The sequence below is a fragment of the Clostridia bacterium genome (assembly GCA_017620395.1).
GTDB lineage: Bacteria > Bacillota > Clostridia > Oscillospirales > RGIG8002 > RGIG8002.
The window spans coordinates 1-21269 of the sequence record JAFZQJ010000001.1 but is presented as its reverse complement, the minus strand read 5'-3'; the positions used below and the strand labels follow the sequence as shown (position 1 = coordinate 21269).

The 21269-nt window shown below is 57.8% G+C and carries 24 protein-coding genes, 4 tRNA genes and 1 other annotated feature; of the genes, 12 read left to right on the top strand and 16 right to left on the bottom strand.

Annotated elements, in window-relative coordinates; translation table 11 throughout:
* Positions 1-30: 30 nt before the first annotated feature.
* From J5441_00140 to J5441_00125, 4 genes are all read right to left on the bottom strand, one after another.
* A complete protein-coding gene (locus tag J5441_00140) occupies positions 31-402 on the bottom strand; it encodes a hypothetical protein (GenBank protein MBO4933570.1) in 372 nt (123 codons plus the stop codon).
* Positions 403-859: 457 nt separating this feature from the next.
* Positions 860-1240: a four helix bundle protein gene (locus tag J5441_00135; GenBank protein MBO4933569.1), complete on the bottom strand. Its 381-nt coding sequence runs from the start codon at positions 1238-1240 to the stop codon at positions 860-862.
* 278 nt (positions 1241-1518) lie between these two features.
* Positions 1519-1594 (bottom strand) — tRNA-Trp (locus J5441_00130).
* Positions 1595-1599: 5 nt separating this feature from the next.
* Positions 1600-1676, bottom strand: a tRNA-Ile gene (locus J5441_00125).
* A 135-nt stretch (positions 1677-1811) separates the two neighbouring features.
* On the opposite strand from J5441_00125, the gene J5441_00120 reads away from it, so the two are divergent.
* Complete coding sequence (locus J5441_00120; GenBank protein ID MBO4933568.1) at positions 1812-2243, top strand: cupin domain-containing protein; 432 nt, start codon at positions 1812-1814, stop codon at positions 2241-2243.
* 47 nt (positions 2244-2290) lie between these two features.
* Here the strand turns inward: J5441_00120 and J5441_00115 are convergent, their stop codons facing one another.
* The 8 genes from J5441_00115 to J5441_00080 all read right to left on the bottom strand — a co-directional run bounded on the left by J5441_00115 (position 2291) and on the right by J5441_00080 (position 8047).
* The gene (locus J5441_00115) at positions 2291-2866 is read right to left on the bottom strand and encodes an ABC transporter ATP-binding protein (protein ID MBO4933567.1); all 576 of its coding nucleotides are present in this window, start codon (positions 2864-2866) and stop codon (positions 2291-2293) included.
* Positions 2853-3647 carry an ABC transporter permease subunit gene (locus J5441_00110; GenBank protein ID MBO4933566.1) on the bottom strand — a complete coding sequence of 265 codons (795 nt, stop codon included), beginning with the start codon at positions 3645-3647 and terminating at the stop codon, positions 2853-2855. The genes J5441_00115 and J5441_00110 overlap by 14 nt, the downstream gene beginning before the upstream one ends.
* Entirely contained in the window at positions 3622-4641 is a 1020-nt protein-coding gene (locus tag J5441_00105) for an ABC transporter substrate-binding protein (protein MBO4933565.1), read from the bottom strand. Before J5441_00105 ends, J5441_00110 begins: the two co-directional genes overlap by 26 nt.
* Before the next feature lie 54 nt (positions 4642-4695).
* Positions 4696-5343 carry a Crp/Fnr family transcriptional regulator gene (locus J5441_00100; protein MBO4933564.1) on the bottom strand — a complete coding sequence of 216 codons (648 nt, stop codon included), beginning with the start codon at positions 5341-5343 and terminating at the stop codon, positions 4696-4698.
* A 142-nt stretch (positions 5344-5485) separates the two neighbouring features.
* Positions 5486-6244, bottom strand: coding sequence for a helix-turn-helix domain-containing protein (locus J5441_00095; protein ID MBO4933563.1), 759 nt, complete (start codon positions 6242-6244; stop codon positions 5486-5488).
* A 76-nt stretch (positions 6245-6320) separates the two neighbouring features.
* On the bottom strand, positions 6321-7409 hold the full coding sequence (locus J5441_00090) for a diguanylate cyclase (GenBank protein ID MBO4933562.1): 1089 nt from the start codon (positions 7407-7409) through the stop codon (positions 6321-6323).
* A 55-nt stretch (positions 7410-7464) separates the two neighbouring features.
* A complete protein-coding gene (locus J5441_00085) occupies positions 7465-7695 on the bottom strand; it encodes a hypothetical protein (protein MBO4933561.1) in 231 nt (76 codons plus the stop codon).
* A 264-nt stretch (positions 7696-7959) separates the two neighbouring features.
* Positions 7960-8047 (bottom strand) — tRNA-Leu (locus tag J5441_00080).
* Positions 8048-8183: 136 nt separating this feature from the next.
* Between J5441_00080 and J5441_00075 the strand changes: the two genes are divergently transcribed.
* The 6 genes from J5441_00075 (at position 8184) to J5441_00050 (ending at position 11738) form a co-directional block, all read left to right on the top strand.
* Positions 8184-8258 (top strand) — tRNA-Glu (locus tag J5441_00075).
* Between the two features lie 382 nt (positions 8259-8640).
* Entirely contained in the window at positions 8641-9090 is a 450-nt protein-coding gene (locus J5441_00070) for a GNAT family N-acetyltransferase (GenBank protein MBO4933560.1), read from the top strand.
* 26 nt (positions 9091-9116) lie between these two features.
* Entirely contained in the window at positions 9117-9410 is a 294-nt protein-coding gene (locus tag J5441_00065; GenBank protein MBO4933559.1) for a hypothetical protein, read from the top strand.
* A 59-nt stretch (positions 9411-9469) separates the two neighbouring features.
* Positions 9470-9793: a hypothetical protein gene (locus J5441_00060; GenBank protein MBO4933558.1), complete on the top strand. Its 324-nt coding sequence runs from the start codon at positions 9470-9472 to the stop codon at positions 9791-9793.
* Between the two features lie 67 nt (positions 9794-9860).
* Entirely contained in the window at positions 9861-10895 is a 1035-nt protein-coding gene (locus tag J5441_00055) for a 2-hydroxyacid dehydrogenase (GenBank protein ID MBO4933557.1), read from the top strand.
* 57 nt (positions 10896-10952) lie between these two features.
* A complete protein-coding gene (locus J5441_00050; protein MBO4933556.1) occupies positions 10953-11738 on the top strand; it encodes an SDR family NAD(P)-dependent oxidoreductase in 786 nt (261 codons plus the stop codon).
* Between the two features lie 63 nt (positions 11739-11801).
* Here J5441_00050 and J5441_00045 read toward each other — a convergent pair whose 3' ends face one another.
* Complete coding sequence (locus tag J5441_00045; protein MBO4933555.1) at positions 11802-12593, bottom strand: hypothetical protein; 792 nt, start codon at positions 12591-12593, stop codon at positions 11802-11804.
* Positions 12594-12857: 264 nt separating this feature from the next.
* Here J5441_00045 and J5441_00040 point away from each other — a divergent pair, with 264 nt between their 5' ends.
* The 4 genes from J5441_00040 to spoVAE all read left to right on the top strand — a co-directional run bounded on the left by J5441_00040 (position 12858) and on the right by spoVAE (position 15792).
* A complete protein-coding gene (locus tag J5441_00040; protein ID MBO4933554.1) occupies positions 12858-13880 on the top strand; it encodes a helix-turn-helix domain-containing protein in 1023 nt (340 codons plus the stop codon).
* 165 nt (positions 13881-14045) lie between these two features.
* Positions 14046-14426, top strand: coding sequence for a SpoVA/SpoVAEb family sporulation membrane protein (locus tag J5441_00035; GenBank protein ID MBO4933553.1), 381 nt, complete (start codon positions 14046-14048; stop codon positions 14424-14426).
* 7 nt (positions 14427-14433) lie between these two features.
* A complete protein-coding gene (locus tag J5441_00030) occupies positions 14434-15429 on the top strand; it encodes a stage V sporulation protein AD (protein ID MBO4933552.1) in 996 nt (331 codons plus the stop codon).
* A 6-nt stretch (positions 15430-15435) separates the two neighbouring features.
* Positions 15436-15792, top strand: a complete 357-nt coding sequence (gene spoVAE, locus J5441_00025; GenBank protein MBO4933551.1) for a stage V sporulation protein AE — start codon at positions 15436-15438, stop codon at positions 15790-15792.
* Between the two features lie 56 nt (positions 15793-15848).
* On the opposite strand, the gene J5441_00020 is transcribed toward spoVAE, so the two are convergent.
* The 3 genes from J5441_00020 to J5441_00010 all read right to left on the bottom strand — a co-directional run bounded on the left by J5441_00020 (position 15849) and on the right by J5441_00010 (position 18182).
* Positions 15849-16466 carry a hemolysin III family protein gene (locus J5441_00020; protein MBO4933550.1) on the bottom strand — a complete coding sequence of 206 codons (618 nt, stop codon included), beginning with the start codon at positions 16464-16466 and terminating at the stop codon, positions 15849-15851.
* Positions 16467-16562: 96 nt separating this feature from the next.
* Positions 16563-17537 carry a hypothetical protein gene (locus tag J5441_00015; GenBank protein MBO4933549.1) on the bottom strand — a complete coding sequence of 325 codons (975 nt, stop codon included), beginning with the start codon at positions 17535-17537 and terminating at the stop codon, positions 16563-16565.
* An 18-nt stretch (positions 17538-17555) separates the two neighbouring features.
* Positions 17556-18182 (bottom strand): hypothetical protein, encoded by a 627-nt coding sequence (locus J5441_00010; GenBank protein MBO4933548.1) that lies wholly within the window; start codon positions 18180-18182, stop codon positions 17556-17558.
* 151 nt (positions 18183-18333) lie between these two features.
* Positions 18334-18569, top strand: a binding site (T-box leader).
* Between the two features lie 74 nt (positions 18570-18643).
* On the opposite strand from J5441_00010, the gene J5441_00005 reads away from it, so the two are divergent.
* Positions 18644-21175 carry an AMP-binding protein gene (locus J5441_00005; GenBank protein ID MBO4933547.1) on the top strand — a complete coding sequence of 844 codons (2532 nt, stop codon included), beginning with the start codon at positions 18644-18646 and terminating at the stop codon, positions 21173-21175.
* Positions 21176-21269: the final 94 nt, after the last annotated feature.

Genomic DNA, 21269 nt, shown 5'->3' with positions numbered 1-21269 from the left:
GTGCCTTTTTTCTTTGAGTTTATTCGATTATTACGCCTTGGCGAGAACGTACTCGTAAGTAAGATCGCTTTCGGGATCGCCGTTGAACATATCGATCTTGCCGTCCTTCAGCGTGCCGGTGTAATCGATCGTGAGGCCGAGGAAGGTCTCGGTCATCGTGAAGGTCTCGCCTTCAAGCTTCCAGGTCAGGTCGTAGGTTGCGCCGTCTCTGGTGCTGGAGCCGGTGCCGTCGTCCTTCAGCTCGAGGACGAACTCCTCGTCCGTGACCCATTCCTCGTCGCCGACGAACTTGCTCTGCTGGAGCTTATAGGTTCCGGCGGCGTCCTTCAGCGCGGAAGATCCGCACGCGACGAGCATCAGCGCCATTACGAGCGCCAGAACGGCTGCTATCGTCTTTTTCATTGTGATTATCTCCTTGTCGTGAATTTGGATACGCCGACTCGTCGGCTTCCATCGTGATTATAGCATACTATGATTTGAAAAAAATGTCAAGAGGAGAACTACTCAAAAGGAAGATACAGCGGAGCGGCTTCAATGATGAAGTGAGCGGCTTGTATATCATCTGTTGCGGGATGATTATCAGTCACGCTGATACAGACGTCACCTGTTGACAAAGGCACAAAGATGTTTCTGTCACCAAAAACGACGTATTGTACGCCCGTATATTGTACAACTCCTTCCTCATACTCTATCGGGATTGTTTCAAACGGCTTCTCAATATCAACACCTATACCTTGCAGCTACTCATCAAACAGAGGGTACGAATCTTTAACCTTTTTTATATAGTTTCTGCAATAGTCACATCCGCAAATATCCTCAGGCTTCAGCGCGGTATAATATGCCTTGGGTTTTTTGACGTTCATACATGTTCGCCTCTGACGTCATTATGTTTCAAGTGAGATTTTGCAGTGGAGCATGAAGCAACGAGCATTATACGGATAGACGCGCATTGATTATCCAGTGTTTTGTATGTGTTTTCATCTATATAATTCGTTTTATAAAGCAAGTCAAGCCAATAGCCCGTTTCGTTTGCTTCTTTAAGCGCGATTTGAAGCTTGGCGATAAAATCCGGTTTCCCGTGAGCGTACTGCGCTTCGCGGATGTTCGCGCCGATCGACGTACCGGAACGTCCGATTTGATTCGAAATTATCGTTTCATGCTTTGCTTTCAGATCTTTTACAAGATTGATGACGGACACTGCGAAATCCATTGATTGAATCGAAAGCTCATCGTTGCGCATACAATCACCTCTGACGATTATGATAGCATACTTGCGCAAACTAATCAAGGAGAAATGAGAAAACGTGGGTTAATGAAGACGGGTTTCGCCCTAATGAAGTCGCTCGCGTTTGCTCGTTAATGAAGACGTTCGCTTCGCTCACTAATGAAGCGAAGTCGCCCGGTTCTCCCGTTTCTCTCATTCAATTCCTTCATTAGCGAAGCATCTTCATTCCTTCATTAGACCGCTTGCGGGCGACTTCATTGAAAAAAGCACTTGCGAAAGCAAGTGCTTTTTTCTGGCAGGGGCAGAAGGACTTGAACCCTCGGCACGCGGTTTTGGAGACCGCTGCTCTACCAACTGAGCTATACCCCTAAATATGGTGGGCCTTCAGGGACTCGAACCCCGGACCGACCGGTTATGAGCCGGTGGCTCTAACCAACTGAGCTAAAGGCCCTTATCGGCTCCGGCTGACTGTTTGTCATCGCGCCGACGTTCATATATAATAACACCGCGCACCCTCTTTGTCAAGCGTTTTTTTCACTTTTCTGCGTGAGTTTACATATAATATTCCGAATCACATTCGGGAGGAATGACCATGCAAAGACAATACCGCTGTTCAACAGAGCCCGCGGATCTCGGTCCGGATCCGGCGGTGATAGACATCGCGCGCAAGACCGCGCGGAACCAGTGCTTCCGCAAAGCGATATGGACAGGCGCCCACCTGCAGGTGACGCTGATGACGATACCCGTCGGCGGAGACGTCGGAGTCGAGCTGCACACGGATACCGACCAGTTCCTGCGCATCGAACAGGGCTGCGCGCTCGTCCGCTTCGGCAGGACGCGCGAGGAAATGCACAGCGTCGGACGCGCCTTCAGCGGCGACGCGATACTCGTGCCCGCCGGCACCTGGCACAACGTCGTCAACTGCGGCAGGACGCCGCTGCGCCTCTATTCCGTCTACGCGCCGCCGCACCATCCTCACGGCACCGTCCACGCCACGAAAGATGACGCCGAGCATTGACCGGCAGCATAAAACGAGCTCTCCGTCTGCGGCGGAGAGCTCGTTTTTTATTCTTGACTGATCGGGACAAGCGTCAGCGTTTCGTCCGCGTATTCAGCGACGGGCGCGGTATCGTGCGTGATGACGATGACGGTCTTGCCGCGCATCTTATCGAATATCATCGCCGCCGTACGCGCCTTTATATCCGGGTCGAGCCCGTTGAACGGCTCGTCGAGCAGAAGCACGTCCGGCTTCGCGCAGAGTGCGCGCGCGATCGCGACGCGGCGGCTCATACCGCCCGAAAGCGCAGCGGGATAGGCGTCCGCCTCGTCCGCGAGCCCGAGTTCCGAAAGCAGCTCGCGGGCGTACGCCCCGTCGCTCTCCCCGAGCGTCACGTTCTGCAGCACGGTGCGCCACGGCAGCAGGCGGTCCTCCTGGAAGACCGCGCGGACACGCGCTCCTTCCGTCTCCACTATCCCCTCGTCCGGACGGAGCAGACCGCATATAAGCCGCAGCAGCGTCGTCTTTCCGACGCCGGAGGAGCCGGTGATAACGTAACGCGCACCCTTCCCGAACTCATACGAGAAGCCGCTCAGCACCGTCTTATCGCCGAACGCCTTCGATACGTTTTCAAGCCTTACCATAAGCGGCGCTCCTTTCCGCGCTGCGGCGCTTCAGCAGGTACGAAAGCAGCCACTCGAGCAGCATGCTGATTATTATTACGCAGAGGGTCCACGCCAGCATCTCCGGCGTTTCGAGATAGATCTTCGCGCGGTAGAGCATACCGCCGACGGCGTATTTCGGCGCCGCGAGCACCTCCGCCGCCACGCCCGCCTTCCAGGCGAAGCCGAGCGAGGTCAGCGCCGCCGGAACGAAGTACGGCTCGACGCTCGGCAGATACACCTCCCGCAGCGTCGCGCGGCGCGAAAGCCCGAAGACCTTCGCCATCTCCAACAGCTTCACGTCGGTTTCCTCGATGCCCTTGAAGGTGTTCGCCCAGATTATCGGGAAGACCATCAGGAATGAGATCACGGTCGGGATATACTCGTTCTCCGCGAAGAAGAGCAGCATTATGATGAAAGACGCCACCGGAGTCGCCTTTATCACGCTCATCATCGGGCTGAAAAGCGTGTAAGCGACGCGGCTGACCTTCGTCAGCACGGCGAAAGCGGCTCCGAGCAGCACTCCGAGCGCGAAGCCGCAGAAAATGCGCAGCGCGCTCATAGCCACCGTCAGCCAGAACCCGCCCGTTCCGGCGAGGCGGAAGAGCGTTTTGAAGACCGTCAGCGGCGGCGAAAGCACTATATTCTGGTTTATCAGCGCAGCCGCAAGCTGCCATACCCCCAGCCAGAAGGCGGCTGTGAGTATGACGGCCGCGGTTTTCTTCAGTTTCGGATGCTTACTTTGAGTAGTAGAAGTCCTCATCGGGCAGCGCTCCTCCCACGGAAGCGGGGTTGTAGTCGAAGAGTATCTGATAGAATCCGGCGATCTGCGTCTTCATCTCCGCGCCGGAGATGAAGGTCAGCCCGCAGTTCGGCAGCGCCTTTTTCGCGACGGCGGCCTTCGGGATTATGCCGTAGGTCTCGCAGAGCGCGGCGGCGGAGTCGAGGTTCGCGGCGTCGCTCATATATTCGATGGACTCCTTATACTCGCCGAGGAAGGCGTCGAGCGCGTCCTTGTGCTGCTCCGCGAAGTCCTTGCGGACGACGACGCAACCCATCGAAAGCACGCTGCCGCCGTTTCCGGCCAGCGCGGCGGCCTTGTCCCACTCCTTCGTCAGATCGAGCGCGACGGACGCGCCGGCGACCTGCGTCAGCGCGGCGGTGACCTTCGGCTCGGGAAGGACGGCTATCTGCGCCTTGCCGGAGGCGAGGTCGGCGATGACGGCGTCGTGCTCCGCTTCGTAGACGACCTCAACGTCGTTTCTGACGCCGTTGGCGTCGAGGATATAATTGAGAACGTACTCCGGAACTGCGCCCCGGCCGGAGGAGTAGACGGTCTTGCCCTTCAGGTCGGCGACAGAGGAAACGGTAGTTCCCTCCGCGGTCAGCACGTAGAGCACGCCGAGAGTATTCAGCGCGGCGAGCTTCACCTTGCCCTCGGTCTTTTTGTAAAGCACGGCGGCGAGGTTGGTCGGCACGGCGGCGACGTCGAGTTCGCCGCTGATTATCTTCGCGGTCACCTCGTCGGGCGCGTTGAAGACGGTGGCTTTGTAGTTGTTCGCCGTTTTGCCGGCGGCGTTGTCATCAAGAAGCTTCGCGGCTCCGACTCCGGTCGGGCCGGCGAGAAGGCCGATACTCACGTCCGTTCTGACGGCGGGCGCGGCCGAGGAAGCGGGCTCCGGAGTCTTCGCTCCGCAGCCGGTGAGCGCGAGCGCGAACAGCGCAAGCGCGAGGATGATCGTTACGGTTCTTTTCATTTTGGGTTTCTCCTTTTTTGCTGATTTACGATAAGGGCAAAAGCCGATATTGTTTTAATAAACCTCTTTTATGCGTTCCGCATTAACCGAGATATAACGCCCGTCGCGTTCGACGCAGCCGACGTCGGCGAGCGTATCGAGCGCGCGGTAGATCGTGGCGCGTCCGAGCGAAAGCTCCGCCGCGGCGCGGCTGACGTTCAGCGCGAAGCGCCCGCCCTTCTCTTCCGCCAGCGCAGCGAGGTAGCGCGCGAGCCTGCCCGCGGAGTCCGCTCCGGCGCAGCGGCTGATGACGCCGTTGAGGAAACGCACCCGCGCCGAGAGGAAGGCGATGAAGTTGCGGGCGAACGCCGGATCGCTCCCGAGCGCGGCGGCCACCGCGGACCTGTTGAAGAACAGCGCCGCGAGTTTAGTCTGCGCCGTTACGTCGGAATCCATTACTCCGTCGCCGCCGAAAAGCGTGGAAACGCCGGTCACGTCGCCCGCCTGAAGCGCGCGCATGACGACGCTGCCCTTCCGAACCTCCGCCCTGCCGGAGAGGATGACGATGAGGTCGTCGTTCACGCCGCCGCGGCGGCAGACCGCTTCGCCGCGCGCGAACTCCGCGCGGCGCGTGCCGCCGTCCGAAACGAGCGCGGAAACGGCGCTTTCCGATACGCCGGCGAAGAGGGCGACGTTTTTCATTATGAAGCTGACGTCGTTCATACTATCGCCTCGAAATTGTATCATTTGAAACACTTTCGCATATAGTATAACCGTTTTTTCGGTTTTGTCAATAGGTATAAAACAAAAATAACACGCCGGCGGCGTGTTATTTTTCGTATCGGTATTTACGGAGCGATCCCGTCTATCTCTTTTTATAGAGCAGCAGCTCGGGGTCCGCGCCTTCCGCTTTGTAGGTGACGACGAGGAGGAAATCCGCGTTAGCGAGGATTCCGAAGCAGCTGTCGCCGCCGAGTTCGGACTCAAGCTGATTGCCGAAATAGGTCGCGCCGTCCTTCAGGAACTTCACCGCCTCGCCGCTCGGAAGCGGATACGCGAGGTTCACGTATGAGCCGACAAGCGCGTTGAGCTTCTCCACCTTCGGCATTCCCTCGATATTAAGCGCGTTGAACTCGTCGATGAGCCGCTTTTTCAGCGCGTCGAACTCGTTCTCGCCGCCGACGCGGTTTTTCCAGTAATCGAGCTGAGGCAGCATATCCTTCATATATGCGCGCGCCTGCTCCTCGGTGAAGCCCTGCCCCGCCATATGGCCGACGCAGACGTCGATAAGGTCGTCCATATCGCTGTAGGTGTATTCGCCGTCGGCGTAGCACCACTTGCAGTAGTCCTCGTTGAAGGCGCCGTCCTTCTCCCTGCTGACGAGCGCGTCTTCGAGCGGCATGCCGCAGCACTGGCAGACGAGCTTGCGCGGAGAGCCGAGCAAAGTGTTTATCGAAACGTCGAAGAACGCGGAGAGCAGCTTCAGCGTTTCGGTGTTCGGGACGGTCTCGCCCGTTTCCCAGCGCGAAACCGCCTGGCGCGTTACGAAGACCTTTTCGGCGAGCTCCTCCTGAGAGAGCCCCTTTTGCGTTCTGAGATCGAGAATTACGTCTTTAGTTTCCATATCAATGCCTCCTTACGCAGCTATTATAATGCGCGTTTTCGGGGGAATCAAGCAACCGCCGGTTGCGTTTGCGGCGTCAGACGTAAAAGCAGAAGCGTTCCTCCGCGTCGGCTTTGGCTTTATAAAGCGCAACGTCGGCTTTTTTGAAGAGCTCCGAATAATACTTTTCGCTGCCGTTGTATAAAGCGATACCTATGCTGATGCTCAGCTTTTGTCCCTCATCCGGCAGCTTGACGTTTTCCGAGACGTCGGTTATGATGCCCCGGGCGATATGACGCGCCAGCTCCGTATCGTCGGTATTCTTGAAAAACAGAATAAACTCGTCTCCGCCGAACCGCCCGGTAATCTCGCCACCGGTAAACCTGCCGGCGAGGAAACGCCCGAGCTGAACGATAACGCTGTCTCCGACGTCGTGGCCGTAGGTGTCGTTTATGGACTTGAAACGGTCGACGTCCAGAATGAACAGGATCCCTTTGTCCGTCGAATCGTCCGCGAGGTATTCGTTGATATCTCTTGTCAGAGAACCCTTGTTTCTCAAGCCGGTCATTTCATCGGTGTCTTTTTGTATCCGTATCCGCCTTGTCAGTACGAATTCCCTTATGCGAAGGGAGTTCGAAATGATGTTCAGGAAACCGCCCACGACCGTAAACGCCACCGTGTTGACCAAATCAATCTGCCAGATCTCATACGGCTTTACCCCGTGCATCCAGATCAAAAAGATTGCGGAAGCGGCGCAGAGTTCGATCGACATGAAATACGGCTTGTCAATCATGAACATCGGGGTAAGCACCAGAAGCACGATGAAGGTCGTCGCGTTATGGTTCGCCTTGTTCAGGTTGACGACCGCCGCGAAAAGAAACAGCAGCGACATCGAGAGATAAATCAACAGCTGTGCGATCAGCGAATCCTTTTTCAATACGGTGAAGACGCCGATGATAATCGCCGAGTATATAAAGGCGATCAGATAAAGCCATCTGTTTATCTCCATCAGGCCGTTGAAATACGAAGCCAGATACAGAAGGGCGAAGACCGCCGCCATCAAATAATGGAGGATCTTCCATACTTTGAAATTTGAGATATACGCGTCTTTTTTAACCGCATTGTATTCGTCCTTCCCGATACCGCAGTAGAAATAATAGTCTCTTATTTTTCGCAGTATCCTCATGCGCGTGATTCGCCTCCTTTGATATGTGAATAATGCGTATGCGTTCCGAAGGGGGCTACAGCTCGCCCTCGTTGAAAAGCGAAAGGAAAACGGTCAGGTATTCGGGGTCGAACTGTGTTCCGGAGCCGTTGATCAGTTCCTCGCGGATGGCGTCGTCGTCCATGCCCTTGCGGTAAACCCTGTCGGACCGCATAGCGTCGAAGGCGGCGCCGATTATGCCGAACCAGCTGATGGCGTTGAGGTTCTTTTCGTATTTCGCGCCGTCGTATATAGACGTATTGAGCAACCGGAAATGCCTTTTGAAAAAAGAAAACAACCGTTTCATACGCATCCTCTATTCCAAATGAAATATATAATATTATTACATAATCCCGTATAAAAATCAAGTAGCGGGCGCGTTAAAATCTACTGTTCGCATATTTATTACGAGTCCCCGAAGTCACGTTCTGCCATAATCGGGAGGGCGGGGCTGTTTCAAGCGGCCCGCCGCTGCTTCCGCCCGACGGCGGAAAGATTATTCGCAAAAAGCCCCCGCGGAAGCAGGGGCTTCTGGTGCCGGTAGTCGGGGTCGAACCGACACGGGTTATTAGCCCAACGGATTTTGAGTCCGTCACGTCTGCCAATTCCATCATACCGGCGTATTCCGCCGCGAAAACGCGGTCAGCAGGGAAATTATATCTCACTCGCGCCGCTATTTCAAGTCTTTTTTCAAAAAAATAAAATTTACACTTGACAATTACGCGTCTTTCATATACAATATTACAGCACAAGTGAGGCCCGTTGGTCAAGCGGCTAAGACACCGCCCTTTCACGGCGGTAACGGGAGTTCGATTCTCCCACGGGTCACCATGCAAAAGAGCGATGCGAATGCATCGCTCTTTTGCAATGATATCCCTTCCGCGCGGAACGGATGATATATGCTTCGCATATGATATCCGCTTACGCGGATGATATACGCCTGCGGCGTATGAAGGAACGGATATTATATCATATTTGCGCCGCGCAAATATATCATACGACGAAGTCGTATATCATATCGCCGTCAGGCGATATATCATTTTGCAATACTCCCGGATTTGCGATTCCGAGCGATAATCAATTATCGTTACGGCAATCTCTTTTTTTACGCCGCTTTTCCGGCGGGCGGATCGAAACGCGAAAATGAAGGATTGAATAATCCGCGCTTTTCTGCTATACTTACAATATAAAAAACAGGAGCGTCCGTAACGCCATGAACGAATACACATTCATCACGCTGAGAGAAAAACCGGAGATAAAGCAAAAGGCCGCCGAATGGTTCCACGGCAAGTGGAGCGCGCCGGTCGAGGCGTACCTCGAATGCATGGGCGCCTACCTCGGCGGCGAAACGGAATACGGCTGGTATCTCTGCCTTTGCGGCGGCGAGATCGCCGGCGGGCTCGGAGTCGTCGAAAACGACTTCCACGAAAGGAAAGACCTCGCCCCCAACGTCTGCGCCGTCTATACGGAGAATGAGCACCGCCGCCGCGGCATCGCCGGAAGACTGCTTAACTTCGCCGTTGAGGATCTGCGGTCGAAGGGCGTTTCGCCGGTCTATCTCGTGACGGACCACGTCGGCTTCTACGAGCGCTACGGCTGGGAGTTCTTCTGCACCGCGCAGTGCGACGACGGGGCGGTGTCGCGGGTCTATATCCACAGATAACGCGCAAAGAAAGGGGCGTGGATATTGTGTTTGAAGATGAAATCGTATCAGAATGGATGAATCATCTCAAGGAGTTGAACGTTTATACAAAGAAAATGTTCGGCTGTCATTGCTTATACTGCGACGGTCAGGCGGTAGGTTGGATACACGACAGAGTTCTCAGCTTGCGCGAAGTAGGATTGGACTGTTTCCCGAAAGATATAAAAAGACCAAACCCCGAAGACAAGATTCGGGAAATAGTTATCCCTCTCGACTACGTAAACGCTGAATGGCTGCCGAAAGCGGTTCAGCAAACTGCCGATTTAAGAAAAGAAAGATAATCTCTGTCCGGCGAAGCAATTACGGTTCAGACCGAGAACGAATGAACACGGGTGAGAATATGAAAACGAAAAAGCAGGGCAATAACTGGACCGCGTATTACGATCCCGACACGGGGCGTTACTTCGCGGAGATAATGTACACGAGCCGCGAGGGGCGCGAGCAGTACGACTACGAAATAACGCAGGATATCTACGCCCGGCTCGGCACCTTCGGGGACGACACGGATAACGAACGGCTGATAAAAACGGCGAAGATGACCTATTCCTTCGAGAACACTATGTACGGCACGCTCGGCCCCGAAAGGACCGTCTGGGACGAGGAAGCCGACGAAGCGATGAAGGCCGCCGAGGCAAAGCATAAGGGAAGCGAAAAAAAGAAATAACGCTCCATACATATCTTGACGGAGATTTTTTTGCAACTCCGAACGGAATACGAGGAGGCAAAGCATGATAAAAGTCGCGTTTTACGATGCAAAGGCATACGATAAACCGTCGTTCGAGCGTTACGGAGAAGCTCGCGGCGTGCAGTTCAAATACCTGGAAACAAAGCTGACCGAAGACACCGCCGATCTCGCAAAAGGGTGCGACGCGGTGTGCGTGTTCGTCAACGATACGGTAAACGCCGCCGTGATTGACCGTCTCTATGCGCTCGGCGTCAAACTGATCGCTCTGCGCTCGGCGGGCTACAACAACGTCGACGTGCGGCATGCATTCGAAAAACTCCACGTCGTTCACGTTCCCGCATACTCTCCCTACGCCGTGGCGGAGCACGCAATGGCGCTGCTGCTCACTTCGGTGCGCCGTATCCACAAGGCGTATAACCGCACAAGAGAATTCAACTTTTCGCTTAACGGGCTGACCGGCTTTGATTTCCACGGCAAGACGGTCGGAGTGATCGGCACCGGCAAGATCGGGCGCATTTTCGTCGACATCTGCAAGGGCTTCGGGATGAAGGTGATTGCTTACGATCCCTACCCCTCCGACGACGCGGGAATAGAATACGTCTCGCTCCGCGAGCTATTCGTGCAAAGCGACGTGATCTCGTTGCACTGTCCGCTGAACGACGGCACGTTCCACACTATCAACGCCGAGACAATCGCAGAGATGAAAAAAGGCGTCGTGATCGTGAACACCTCGCGCGGGGCGCTGATCGATGCTGAAGCCCTTCTCGACGGTATCAAGTCGAGAAAGATCGGCGCGGCATGCCTCGACGTTTACGAGGAGGAAGCCGACATATTCTTCGAGGACCGCTCGGGACATATACTCGACGACGATCTGCTCTCGCGGCTGATCTCGATGCCTAACGTTATCGTTACCTCGCATCAGGCGTTTCTCACAGAAGAGGCGCTGAATAATATTGCGGAAACAACGGTCGGCAATATACGCTCCTGCTTCGACAATGACGGAGCTTGTGATAACGAACTCTGCTATCGCTGCGGCAATATCGAAAAGTGTAAAAGCAGTCGAAAGGAAAAGTGCTTCTGACGTATTCCGTTTTACAGCATAAAGGATACTGCCATCACAGCAGAAAGGAGCGCGGAAATGGCGAGATATTTAGTCACGGGCGCGAACGGCGGAATGGGCAGAGCGATCTGCCGCGCGCTGACCGACGCGGGGAACGAAGCCGTCGGCTTCGACCTGACGGAGCCGCGTGAGGAAACGCCGTGGCGCGTCATACGCGCCGACGTCACCGACTCCGCCTCGCTCGAGACCGCCTTCGCGGCGCTCGGCGAAGAAAAGCTCGACGGCGTGATACACGCCGCGGGGATATACGACTTGAACTCTCTCGTCGAGATGGACGAGGCCGCCTTCGTCCGCGCCTTCAACGTCAACCTTTTCGGCGTCTACCGCGTCAACAAGCTCGCCGTGCCGCTGCTGAATAACGGCGCGCGGATACTCATTATCACGAGCGAGCTCGCGCCGCTCGACCCCCTGCCCTTCACCGGCATCTACGCGATAACGAAGGCGGCGCTGGAGAAATACGCCTACTCGCTGCGGATGGAGCTCCAGCTGCTCGGCTGCAGGGTCGTGACGCTGCGGCCCGGCGCGGTGAAGACGGATATGCTCCCCGCCTCCGTCGGCGCGCTCGGGCGTTTCTGCGCCGGAACGAAGCTCTACCCCGTCAACGCGGAGCGCTTCAAAAGAATAGTCGAGCGCGTCGAGGCGCGAAGCGTCACGCCGGAAAAGCTCGCGGAAAAGACGCTGCGCGTGCTGAAAAAGAAGCGTCCGCGCTTCGCCTACAACCTCAACCGCAACCCTCTGCTGCTTATGCTGGGCGCCCTGCCGCGCAGGATGCAGTTTTGGATAATCCGCAGGGTGCTGTCGTAGTTATAATAACGAAAAAAAAGCAAGCCGATCGGCTTGCTTTTCTTTTTCATATCAGCGTTTGTATCAGTCGAACACGCGGAACTTCTGATCTTCGGTCAGACCGAGGGCGTCGATGAGCTTGAGGCAGTTTTCGCGCCGCGGCTCGATATGAGCCGGATGGTGCGCGTCGGTCGCGCCGTAAAAATGACAGCCCGCTTCGACGGCGAGGCGGTAAACGCGCAGCACGCGCTCGAAGTCCTCCGGCGAATACTCGTTGTTTTTCGCGTTCAGCTCAACGCCCATACCGAGCTTTTCGGTCTTCGCGAACATATCGAGCCAGACGCCGTCGGGGATCGCCTCGAGCACGTCGAGGTGGCCGCGCGGGTCGGGCATATTGCCCGCGACGCCGCGGTAGGTCGGGTGCGCGATTCCCATCTTATGATACGGCAGGCCGGAATCGAGCACGACGTTCCAGCGCAGGATGAACTGCTCGGCGTACCACTTCGCGCCGTAGTGTTCATCCGCTCCCATCTGGAAATGCAGGTGGTTTATCGAGACGGTGATGAACTCGAGCTTCTCGGCGGTCTCTCTCGTGAGCCCGAGGACGTTGGCGCGGTTCATATCCGCTTCGCACCCGAGGTGAAGGCGGGTCGTTTCGCTCCGCGGCAGCGGCAGCCACTTCGATATATGCGCGTAGCCCTGCCAGCCGATACAGCCTGGGACGGCTTCGTCCCAGAAGTGATCGGTCAGCACGATATGCCGCAGGCCGTATTTCTCTCCGTAGCGCAGGATGCTCTCCGGATTCTGCTCGGGGTTGTTCGAGCAGGGGGAAAGCTGCGTGTGTATGTGAAAATCGTGATCGAGGATATACTTCACGTTCCGCACCCTTTCTTTCGCTTTATATCGCAATTATACCACGCGGATCGCGGCAAAGCAAGCGGAAATGCGGGATTTCCGGCGTTCAACCGGCGGTTGTTTCGCTCAACCGGCGGTTGTTTCACACACTCTCCAAATAAGTTATAGACATTTTTCGCGTTTGTGGTATAATGGAATCAAACCAAAGGAAACCGCTTCCGGAAAACCGTTCGGAGCGCTCCCGCGGGAACGGCAGACACAAATAATACCACGGAGGGAATAAATATGAACGAAAACACCATCGGCAAAAGGATCCAGGCGCTCCGCAAGGAACGCGGACTCACCCAGAAGCAGCTCGCCGACGCGGTCGGCGTGACGCCGCAGGCGGTCAGCAAATGGGAGACCGACGAATCCTGCCCCGACATCACCGCGCTTCCGCTGCTCGCGGGCGCGCTCGGAGTCAGCGTCGACACGCTGCTCGGCGGAGCTTCCGCGGTCAAGACCGGCGTCGTCAAAGACGCCGCTTCCGGCGAAGGCGAAAAGAAAAACAAGCCGTATAAGTGGGACTGGAACGCCGGCAAGGTTCCCGCCATAATCTTCGGCGTATTTATACTGTTCGCGGGCGTACTGCTTATACTTATGAAGACGAAGCCCGAATGGTTCGGCGAGGTCGGATTCTGGAGCCTGATCTGGCCCTCGGCGATAATCTTCGTCGGACTTTCCGGCTGCTTCTCCCGTGATTTCTCCGGCTTCTCGCTCGGAATAACCGCGTTCGGCGTGATCTTCCTGCTCAAAAACCTCGGCGTTATCAAGGGCGAAGGCATCTGGACGATCGCGATCGCGATCGTGCTGATATTCGTCGGGCTCTCGGTCATACTGCACCAGTTCTTCCGCAAGCGCCGCAAGAACGTCAACGGCACCGTTATCACGGAAGGCAAAAACGGCAAGTTCAAGTCCGACTATTCCGACGCGGACGGCTTCATCAGCTACAGCGCAAGCTTCGGCGACGACAGGATCGTCACGCAGGCGGACAGGATCAGCGGCGGCAAGATGAACGTCTCCTTCGGCGATTTCACGCTCGACCTGCGCAACGTCAGCGAGTTCGCGGATAACGCCGCGCTCGAGGTCAACGTCTCCTTCGGCGACGCGCAGATACTGCTGCCGAAATGCGTCCGCGCCGAGCTCGCGACCGCCGGCGCCTTCTCCGGCAAGGGCGTTGAAGGAACGCCCGCGCCCGACGCGCCTTACGTCCTGCGCGTCAAGGCCGCCGTCAGCTTCGGCAACCTCTCGATAGAGTACGACGACTGACGCTTAACGATTTCGTAAACACCCCCGCCGCGCCGCGGCGGGGGTGTTTTTTTGTATATTCAAGCGGGCGGCGGCGAAAACTACCGTTGAACGAAACGGGGTGGTTTTACGGATAAACAGCGTTACGGCGAACTCGTCAGGCGCGGGTCGCCGCCGTCGCCGAAGGTGAAGAACACGCTCTGCGCTTTCGCCGTCGGCGGCGCACTCTGCGCCGCAGCGGAGGGAGTAAGGGCGCTGCTCGCCTCCTTCATCGCGGACGAAAGCGCGGTGAGCAAGTGGGTGACGATAATCATGATATTCGCCGGCTGCGCGCTGACGGCGGCCGGACTCTACGACGATATGGCGAAGTTCGCCGGCGCGGGCACGCTCGTGCCGATAACCGGATTCGCCAACGCCGTCACCTCCCCCGCGATGGAGTACCGCCGCGAAGGGATAGTCACGGGCACGGCGGTCGGGATGTTCTCGATCGCGGGTCCGGTCATCGTCTTCGGCGTCGCCGCGAGCGTCGTCTACGGCGTGATAATTTACGCCTTCGGGCTTTATTGAGGCGGTTATGGGAAGAAACGAACTTATCAGATTCCGCTCCGCGCCTTCGGTGACGGGTTTCTCCGTCGCGGGCAGGAAGGAGGGAGAAGGCCCGCTCGGCTCCCTGTTCGACGCCGTCTGCGACGACTCGCTCGCGGGCGAGGACACGTGGGAGGAGGCGGAAAGCCGCATCCAGCAGCTCGCGCTCGACGGCGTCTTCGCGAAGGCGGGACTCGGCGCGGAGCAGGTCGACTGCGTTTTCGGCGGCGACCTGCTGAACCAGTGCACCGCGACTTCCTACGCCGTGCGCGGCACGTCGCTGCCCTTCTTCGGGCTTTACGGCGCGTGCTCCACCTGCGCGGAGGGGCAGCTGCTCGCAGCCGCGGCGGTGGACGCGGGCTTCGCGGAGCACGCCGCTTCCGTCGCCTCGTCGCATTTCTGCTCGGCGGAACGGCAGTTCCGCTTCCCGCTCGAATACGGCGGGCAGCGCACGCCCACGGCGCAGTGGACGGCGACGGCGGCGGGGGCGTTTCTGTTTTCGCCGCACTCGGAGCCGCCGTACGCGGTTTCCGCGCTGCCCGGCAGGATAATCGACATGGGCGTGACGGATATGGCGAACATGGGCGCGGCGATGGCGCCCGCGGCGGCGGACACGCTGTGCCGCTTCTTCCGCGCGAGCGGGATCGCGCCATCCGAATGCGACGCGATAGTAACCGGCGACCTCGGCGCCGTCGGCTCGGAGCTTCTCGCGGAGCTGATGAAGGAAGAGGGCTTCGGCCTCGCGGGCAGGCATTACGACTGCGGCGCGATGCTCTACGACCGCGAAAGGCAGGACGTCCACGCGGGAGGCAGCGGCGCGGGCTGTTCGGCGGCGGTCACGGCGGCGTATTTCCTGCCGCTGCTTGCGCGAGGAGAAATCAAGCGCGCCGTCTTCGCCGCCACCGGCGCGCTGATGAGCCCGCTGCGCGTCAATCAGGGCGAAACGATCCCCGCGATCGCGCATCTGGTATGCTTTGAGAGGTGATACGTTATTATCTTTTTATACGCGTTTCTTATCGGCGGGGCGATATGCGCCGTCGGGCAGCTGCTGATAGACTTCACGAAGCTGACTCCGGCGCGGATACTCGTAAGTTTCGTAGTTGCCGGGCTGGCGCTGACAGCGGTCGGCGTCTACGCGCCGCTGGTCGAGCTTTCCGGCTGCGGAGCGACGCTGCCGATAACCGGCTTCGGCTACGCGCTGGCGAAAGGCACGCTCGAAGCGGTGCGGCAGTACGGACTGCTCGGCGCGCTGACCGGCGGCTTCACCTCCGTCGCCGGAGGGCTCGGCGCGGTCGTTTTCTTCGCGCTGCTCGCCGCGCTGCTCTTCAAGCCGCGCGAGAAGAAATAGCAAAAACGCCGCCCCGATTAGAGCCCTAATCGGGACGGCGTTCGCGTTACTCATCATCAATACAGATACAGGATTATGCCGATATACTGCAGCACGCTCGCGGCGACGACGAACAGATGGAACACCGAGTGGATATATCTGTGCGGCTTCTTGCCGAGCGCGGCGACGCCGTAGAATATCGTGCCTACCGTATACATAACTCCGCCGGCGAGTATCCACAGGAAGCCGGGAAGAGTCAGCGCGCGTATCGCGATCGGTCCGGTGAAGACGATGCACCAGCCCGTCACGATATAAAGCACCATCGAAACGGCGCGGTAACGCCGCAGGTCGATGGAGTTGAATACGACGCCGAGCGCCGCGCACGCCCACACGCCTCCGAATATCCCCCAGCCGAGCCATACCGACTCGCGCATGAGACCGGTAAGCGATATCGGCGTGTACGTTCCCGCGATGAGCAGGTATATCGTGCAGTGGTCGATTATCTGAAAGACCTTTTTCGCCGTCAGCGACTTCAGCCCGTGATAGAGGCTCGACATCGTGTAAAGCACGATAAGCGAGACTCCGTAGACCGCCGCTCCGGCGACGTCGATAGCGCCGCCGTACGCCGCCGCCTTCAGCACGCAGGTCACGAGAGCGGCGACTCCGAAGGCGCCGCCGACTATGTGCGAGACCATATTGAATATTTCTTCGCCGCGCGTGTAGTCCGGCAGCTTGCGTTCTTTAAGCTTGATGCGTTTCAAATCCGTCTTCTCCGAATCGGCTCCGGCGCGTTATGCGTCGCGCTTGAACCTGCCGTTGTAGTATCTGAAGTTGTCCGCGGTACCGACGACCTCGCCCTCGAAGCGCGCCGCTTTGTCGCCGTCCTTGACGAATTTCGCGGTAATACGGCAGGGACCGCTGCCGTTCTCGTAGTCGAGCGTCAGCGTCATCGTCGCGAAATCGAGCGTACCGGTCGCGGGGAAAAGCTCCTCTTTGTCGTTTTTGCCGGTGCGGATGTGCGAATGCACCGTAGACTCCACCTTGCCGTCCGACGATATCGAATCTATGCTGAATTCGATGCGCAGGTTCATAGTCGAGCTCTTGTTCCACTTCCACTCGTTGCCGCGCCAGAGGCCGCCGATATCCCAGCTCATGCTGAAATCCTTGCCGTAGGAGTAGCCGTCGACCGCCCATTTGCCGTCGGCGTATACGAACTCTATCTGCAGCTCGCCGGAAGCGATGACGTAACCGGCGTCCGCCTTGATATCGACGCTGACGACGGAGGTCTGATTGCGCTTGCTGAACTCGACCTTCTTGACGGTGCATTCGCCGTAAGGCACGCTCTCGTGGTTGGGCAGCTCCTCGTAGCCGACTTTCGTCTGGTCTACGCCGGAAAGCGCCTTATAACTCCACTCCTCAACTGCGGAAACGGTCACGCCTTCAAAAACGTCGTCTCCGCCGTAGGTAACGGCGCACGGCACGGTCACTGCGACGTATTCGTTGCTCACGGTTACGCCGCAGGAATAGACGGTTTTGCCGTTCTCTTCAACGGCTTCGTTTTTATCGACCTCGGTCACGGTGAAGCCCGCAACGTCTATGTAATCGCGGTTGACGGAGGCCAGCACCGCGCTGACGACCGTTCCGTCGGCGTTCAGGTCGTCGCGTATCCTGCGTTCGCGTTTGCTCATACAGCCGCCGAGCGCGAGCGTCGACAGAAGCAGAGCACAAAGCAGCAGCGCGGATATAAGCTTCTTGGTATTCTTCATAGCGTCACGCCTCCTGAATCAATAAAAGTAAGGGAACTCGGTGAAGACGAACCTGCCGTTCACCGGCTCCGCGACGAAGGTGAAGGTCTCGCTGCGGATCGGCTCGAGCGTCTGCATATCGCCGAAGGTAACGTCCACCTTGTATATCAGCTTCCTGCCGACGATCTCGCCTTCGCCGAAATCCGTATCTATGACCGCCTTGTCCGCGCCGCGCGGGAAGTGCCGCGTGTAAAGATATCCGTCTTCTTCAACGTAGTAACCGCGGGAAAGCAGCTCGTTGACTATCGCGGGGCTGAATATCCCGAGCAGATAATCGCGGAAGTCGTCGTATCTGCGGAACTGCTCATCCTCAACGAGATAGGCGTTTTCGGTATGCTTCGCCGGAACGTCATAGATCCAGCCGAGCAGATTCAGCTCGAACCAGGAATACGCCTCCATAGCCTTGCGCAGGAAGCCGTCCGGCACCTCGGGCAGTTCGCCTTCGGCGTCGACGGTATAGGAGGGGTCGACCCAAAAGCCCGAGTTGCTCTCCGGCTCCGAAGCGGGCGCGGACGAAGCCGGCTCCGCCGCCTTCCCGCAGCCGCAGAGCGCGGCAAACAGAGAAAGCACCGCAATCAGCGCTATGAGCCTTCGCATAACTTTCACCGGCGTCACCTCCGCCCCGTTGTTTCATAGATAGTTATTATAACAAACTTCCGACAAAAAATCAATAGCGGGAGCAAATTCCCCGTTTTGCGCGCCCAAACGCAAAAAACGCTTGACAAGCGGGAGTTTTTCTGCTATCATCCTTTTATTATAAAAGGCAACGACGGAGAAAAAGGAACACGCAGAACCGTTACAGAGAGCCGCCGGAAGGTGCGAGGCGGCACGGCGCGTTTTTCCGCGCTCGCTCCCGAGCCGCCGGACGAAAGGCGAAAGCCGAGTAAAGCCGGTCGGGTCCGCCCGTTACAGCGGTACGGCTGTATGGCCTGAGCGGGCGGCAGAAGCCGTCAATAAGAGTGGTACCGCGGAAGCTGCGCTTTCGTCTCTTATGATAAGGGATGAAAGCGTTTTTTGTTAGACCGGTCACGGCAAGCCTTCTATCCCTCCGGAAAGGATTGATCATTATGAAACTCTCATTCTCAACGCTCGGATGCCCCGACTTCGACTGGTCGGACATCTGCTCGACGGCGAAGGACTTCGGCTTCGCGGGAATCGAGCTGCGCGGGCTCGGCGCGGACATCTTCTCGGTCAACGCAAAGCCCTTCCGCGCCGAAAACGTCGACGCGACTATCGAGCAGCTGAAAAAGCTGCGGCTGGAGATATGCTGCATCTCCTCCGGCTGCGCGCTGAAATATCCCGAGCGCCGCGAGGAAGCGATAAACGAGCTGACTCAGTATATCGAGCTCGCCGGACGGCTCGGCTGCCCCTATATCCGCATACTCGGCGACGAAAAGGCGTTCCCCGACGGCGAGGTCGACGACGAAGTCGTGCTCTCCGCGCTGACCGAACTTATACCGCTGGCGGAGGAAAAGGGCGTAACGCTGCTGGTCGAAACGAACGGCGTTTACGCCGACACCGCGCGCCTGACGCGCCTGCTTGCGCGGATCGAGAGCGACAACGTCGGCGCTCTGTGGGATATCCACCACCCCTACCGCTTCTTCGGCGAAAGCCCCGAAACGACGGTGCAGAACCTCGGCGCCTTCATCAAGCACACCCACATAAAGGACTCCGTCATGGTCGACGGCAAGGTCGAATACCGCCTGATGGGCGAGGGCGACCTGCCGATCGAGGATATAATGCTCGCGCTGCGCTCGGTCAACTACGAGGGCTACATCTCGCTGGAATGGCTGAAGCGTTACGCGCCGTACTTGAGCGACGCGGGCATCGTCTTCCCGCACTTCGCCAACTTCATGTCGCAGTATATGGACGGCGCGGGCGTCACCGGCCGCCTTCAGGACGACAACCGCCACGCCGGCAAGTATATCTGGCCTAAGGAAACGCTGATAGACCTGACCTTCCCGCAGGTGCTCGACCGCATCTGCGAGGAGTTCCCGGAGCAGTACGCCTTCCGCTACACCGAATGCGACTACACGCGCACCTACCCCGAGTTCCGCGAGGACGTCGACACCTTCGCGCGCGCGCTGATCGCGCTCGGAGTCAAACCGGGTGACCACGTCGCGATATGGGCGACGAACGTTCCGCAGTGGTATATCACCTTCTGGGCGACGGTAAAGATCGGCGCCGTGCTCGTCACGGTCAACACCGCCTACAAGATACACGAGATCGAATACCTGCTGCGCCAGTCCGACACACACACCCTCGTCATGATCGAATCGATGAAGGACTGCGACTACGCGGGAATAATCCGCGAGCTCTGCCCCGAGCTTGAAAATCACGAGAATGGCAAGCCGCTGCACGCACGCCGCCTCCCCTTCCTGCGCAACATAATTACGGTTGATTATTCGATGAAAGGGTGCTATACTTGGGAGGAGGCGAACGCGCTCTCCGAGCAGGTCTCCGTTTCCGAAGTGTTCCGCCGCGCCGCCGCCGTCCACAAGGACGACGTCTGCAATATGCAGTACACCTCCGGCACGACTGGCTTCCCGAAGGGCGTTATGCTCACCCACTACAACATAGTCAACAACGGCAAGGCGATCGGCGACTGCATGGACCTCTCCACCGCCGACAGAATGATGATACAGGTGCCGATGTTCCACTGCTTCGGCATGGTGCTGGCGATGACCGCGAGCGTCACCCACGGCGTCACGATGTCGCCGATACCGGCGTTCTCGCCGCGGAAGGGACTCAACTGCATCAACAAGGAGAAGATAACCGCTTTCCACGGCGTGCCGACGATGTTCATAACGATGCTCGCGCACCCGGACTTCCCGACCACCGACTTCTCACATATGCGCACCGGGATCATGGCGGGCAGCCCCTGCCCGATAAAAGTCATGCGCGAGGTAATCGAAAAGATGCACATGCCCGAGATCTGCATCACCTACGGGCAGACCGAGGCCTCCCCCGCCTGCACGATGAGCAAGACGACCGACAGCATCGAAACGCGCGTAAACACCGTCGGCGGCGACATCTACGGCGTTTCCTGCCGCATAGTCGATCCGGAAACGAACAAGGAAGTGCCCGTCGGAGTCGACGGCGAATTCGTTGCGCGCGGCTACAACATAATGAAGGGCTACTACAAGATGCCGCAGGCGACCGCCGCGGCGATCGACGAGGACGGCTGGCTCCACACCGGCGACCTCGCCCGCAAGCTGCCCGACGGCAACTACAAGATCACCGGCCGCATAAAGGATATGATCATCCGCGGCGGCGAGAACATCTACCCGAAGGAGATCGAGGACTTTATCTACACTCACCCGAAGGTGAGCGACGTGCAGGTCATCGGCGTTCCGAGCAAGGACTACGGCGAGGAGATAATGGCCTGCGTCATCCTCAAGGAGGGTGAGACCGCCGACGCCGAGGAGATCAAGGACTACGTCCGCACCCACATGGCGAAGCACAAGACGCCGAGCTACGTCGTCTTCGTAGACAGCTTCCCGATGAACGCCGCCGGCAAGATACTCAAATATAAGATGCGCGAGCAGGCGGTGGAGCTGCTGAAGCTCCAGGAGGCCAACTCCATCGAGACCGCCTGACGCGCCGAAATACTCCCGTAAAGGAGAGCTTATCCGATGGATAAGAGCAAGATCAGAAACTTCTGCATAATCGCCCACATCGACCACGGCAAGT

Excerpts from the sequence above, each read along its gene's own strand:
- J5441_00115 (MBO4933567.1), bottom strand. The coding sequence starts at position 2,866 with ATGGTAAGGCTTGAAAACGTATCGAAGGCGTTCGGCGATAAGACGGTG.
- J5441_00110 (MBO4933566.1), bottom strand. The coding sequence starts at position 3,647 with ATGAGGACTTCTACTACTCAAAGTAAGCATCCGAAACTGAAGAAAACC.
- J5441_00020 (MBO4933550.1), bottom strand. The coding sequence starts at position 16,466 with ATGGTCTCGCACATAGTCGGCGGCGCCTTCGGAGTCGCCGCTCTCGTG.
- J5441_00105 (MBO4933565.1), bottom strand. The coding sequence starts at position 4,641 with ATGAAAAGAACCGTAACGATCATCCTCGCGCTTGCGCTGTTCGCGCTC.
- J5441_00095 (MBO4933563.1), bottom strand. The coding sequence starts at position 6,244 with ATGGAAACTAAAGACGTAATTCTCGATCTCAGAACGCAAAAGGGGCTC.
- J5441_00135 (MBO4933569.1), bottom strand. The coding sequence starts at position 1,240 with ATGCGCAACGATGAGCTTTCGATTCAATCAATGGATTTCGCAGTGTCC.
- J5441_00100 (MBO4933564.1), bottom strand. The coding sequence starts at position 5,343 with ATGAACGACGTCAGCTTCATAATGAAAAACGTCGCCCTCTTCGCCGGC.
- J5441_00015 (MBO4933549.1), bottom strand. The coding sequence starts at position 17,537 with ATGAAGAATACCAAGAAGCTTATATCCGCGCTGCTGCTTTGTGCTCTG.
- J5441_00120 (MBO4933568.1), top strand. The coding sequence starts at position 1,812 with ATGACCATGCAAAGACAATACCGCTGTTCAACAGAGCCCGCGGATCTC.
- J5441_00040 (MBO4933554.1), top strand. The coding sequence starts at position 12,858 with ATGAACGAAAACACCATCGGCAAAAGGATCCAGGCGCTCCGCAAGGAA.
- J5441_00140 (MBO4933570.1), bottom strand. The coding sequence starts at position 402 with ATGAAAAAGACGATAGCAGCCGTTCTGGCGCTCGTAATGGCGCTGATG.
- J5441_00090 (MBO4933562.1), bottom strand. The coding sequence starts at position 7,409 with ATGAGGATACTGCGAAAAATAAGAGACTATTATTTCTACTGCGGTATC.
- J5441_00005 (MBO4933547.1), top strand. The coding sequence starts at position 18,644 with ATGAAACTCTCATTCTCAACGCTCGGATGCCCCGACTTCGACTGGTCG.
- J5441_00030 (MBO4933552.1), top strand. The coding sequence starts at position 14,434 with ATGGGAAGAAACGAACTTATCAGATTCCGCTCCGCGCCTTCGGTGACG.
- J5441_00060 (MBO4933558.1), top strand. The coding sequence starts at position 9,470 with ATGAAAACGAAAAAGCAGGGCAATAACTGGACCGCGTATTACGATCCC.
- J5441_00070 (MBO4933560.1), top strand. The coding sequence starts at position 8,641 with ATGAACGAATACACATTCATCACGCTGAGAGAAAAACCGGAGATAAAG.
- J5441_00050 (MBO4933556.1), top strand. The coding sequence starts at position 10,953 with ATGGCGAGATATTTAGTCACGGGCGCGAACGGCGGAATGGGCAGAGCG.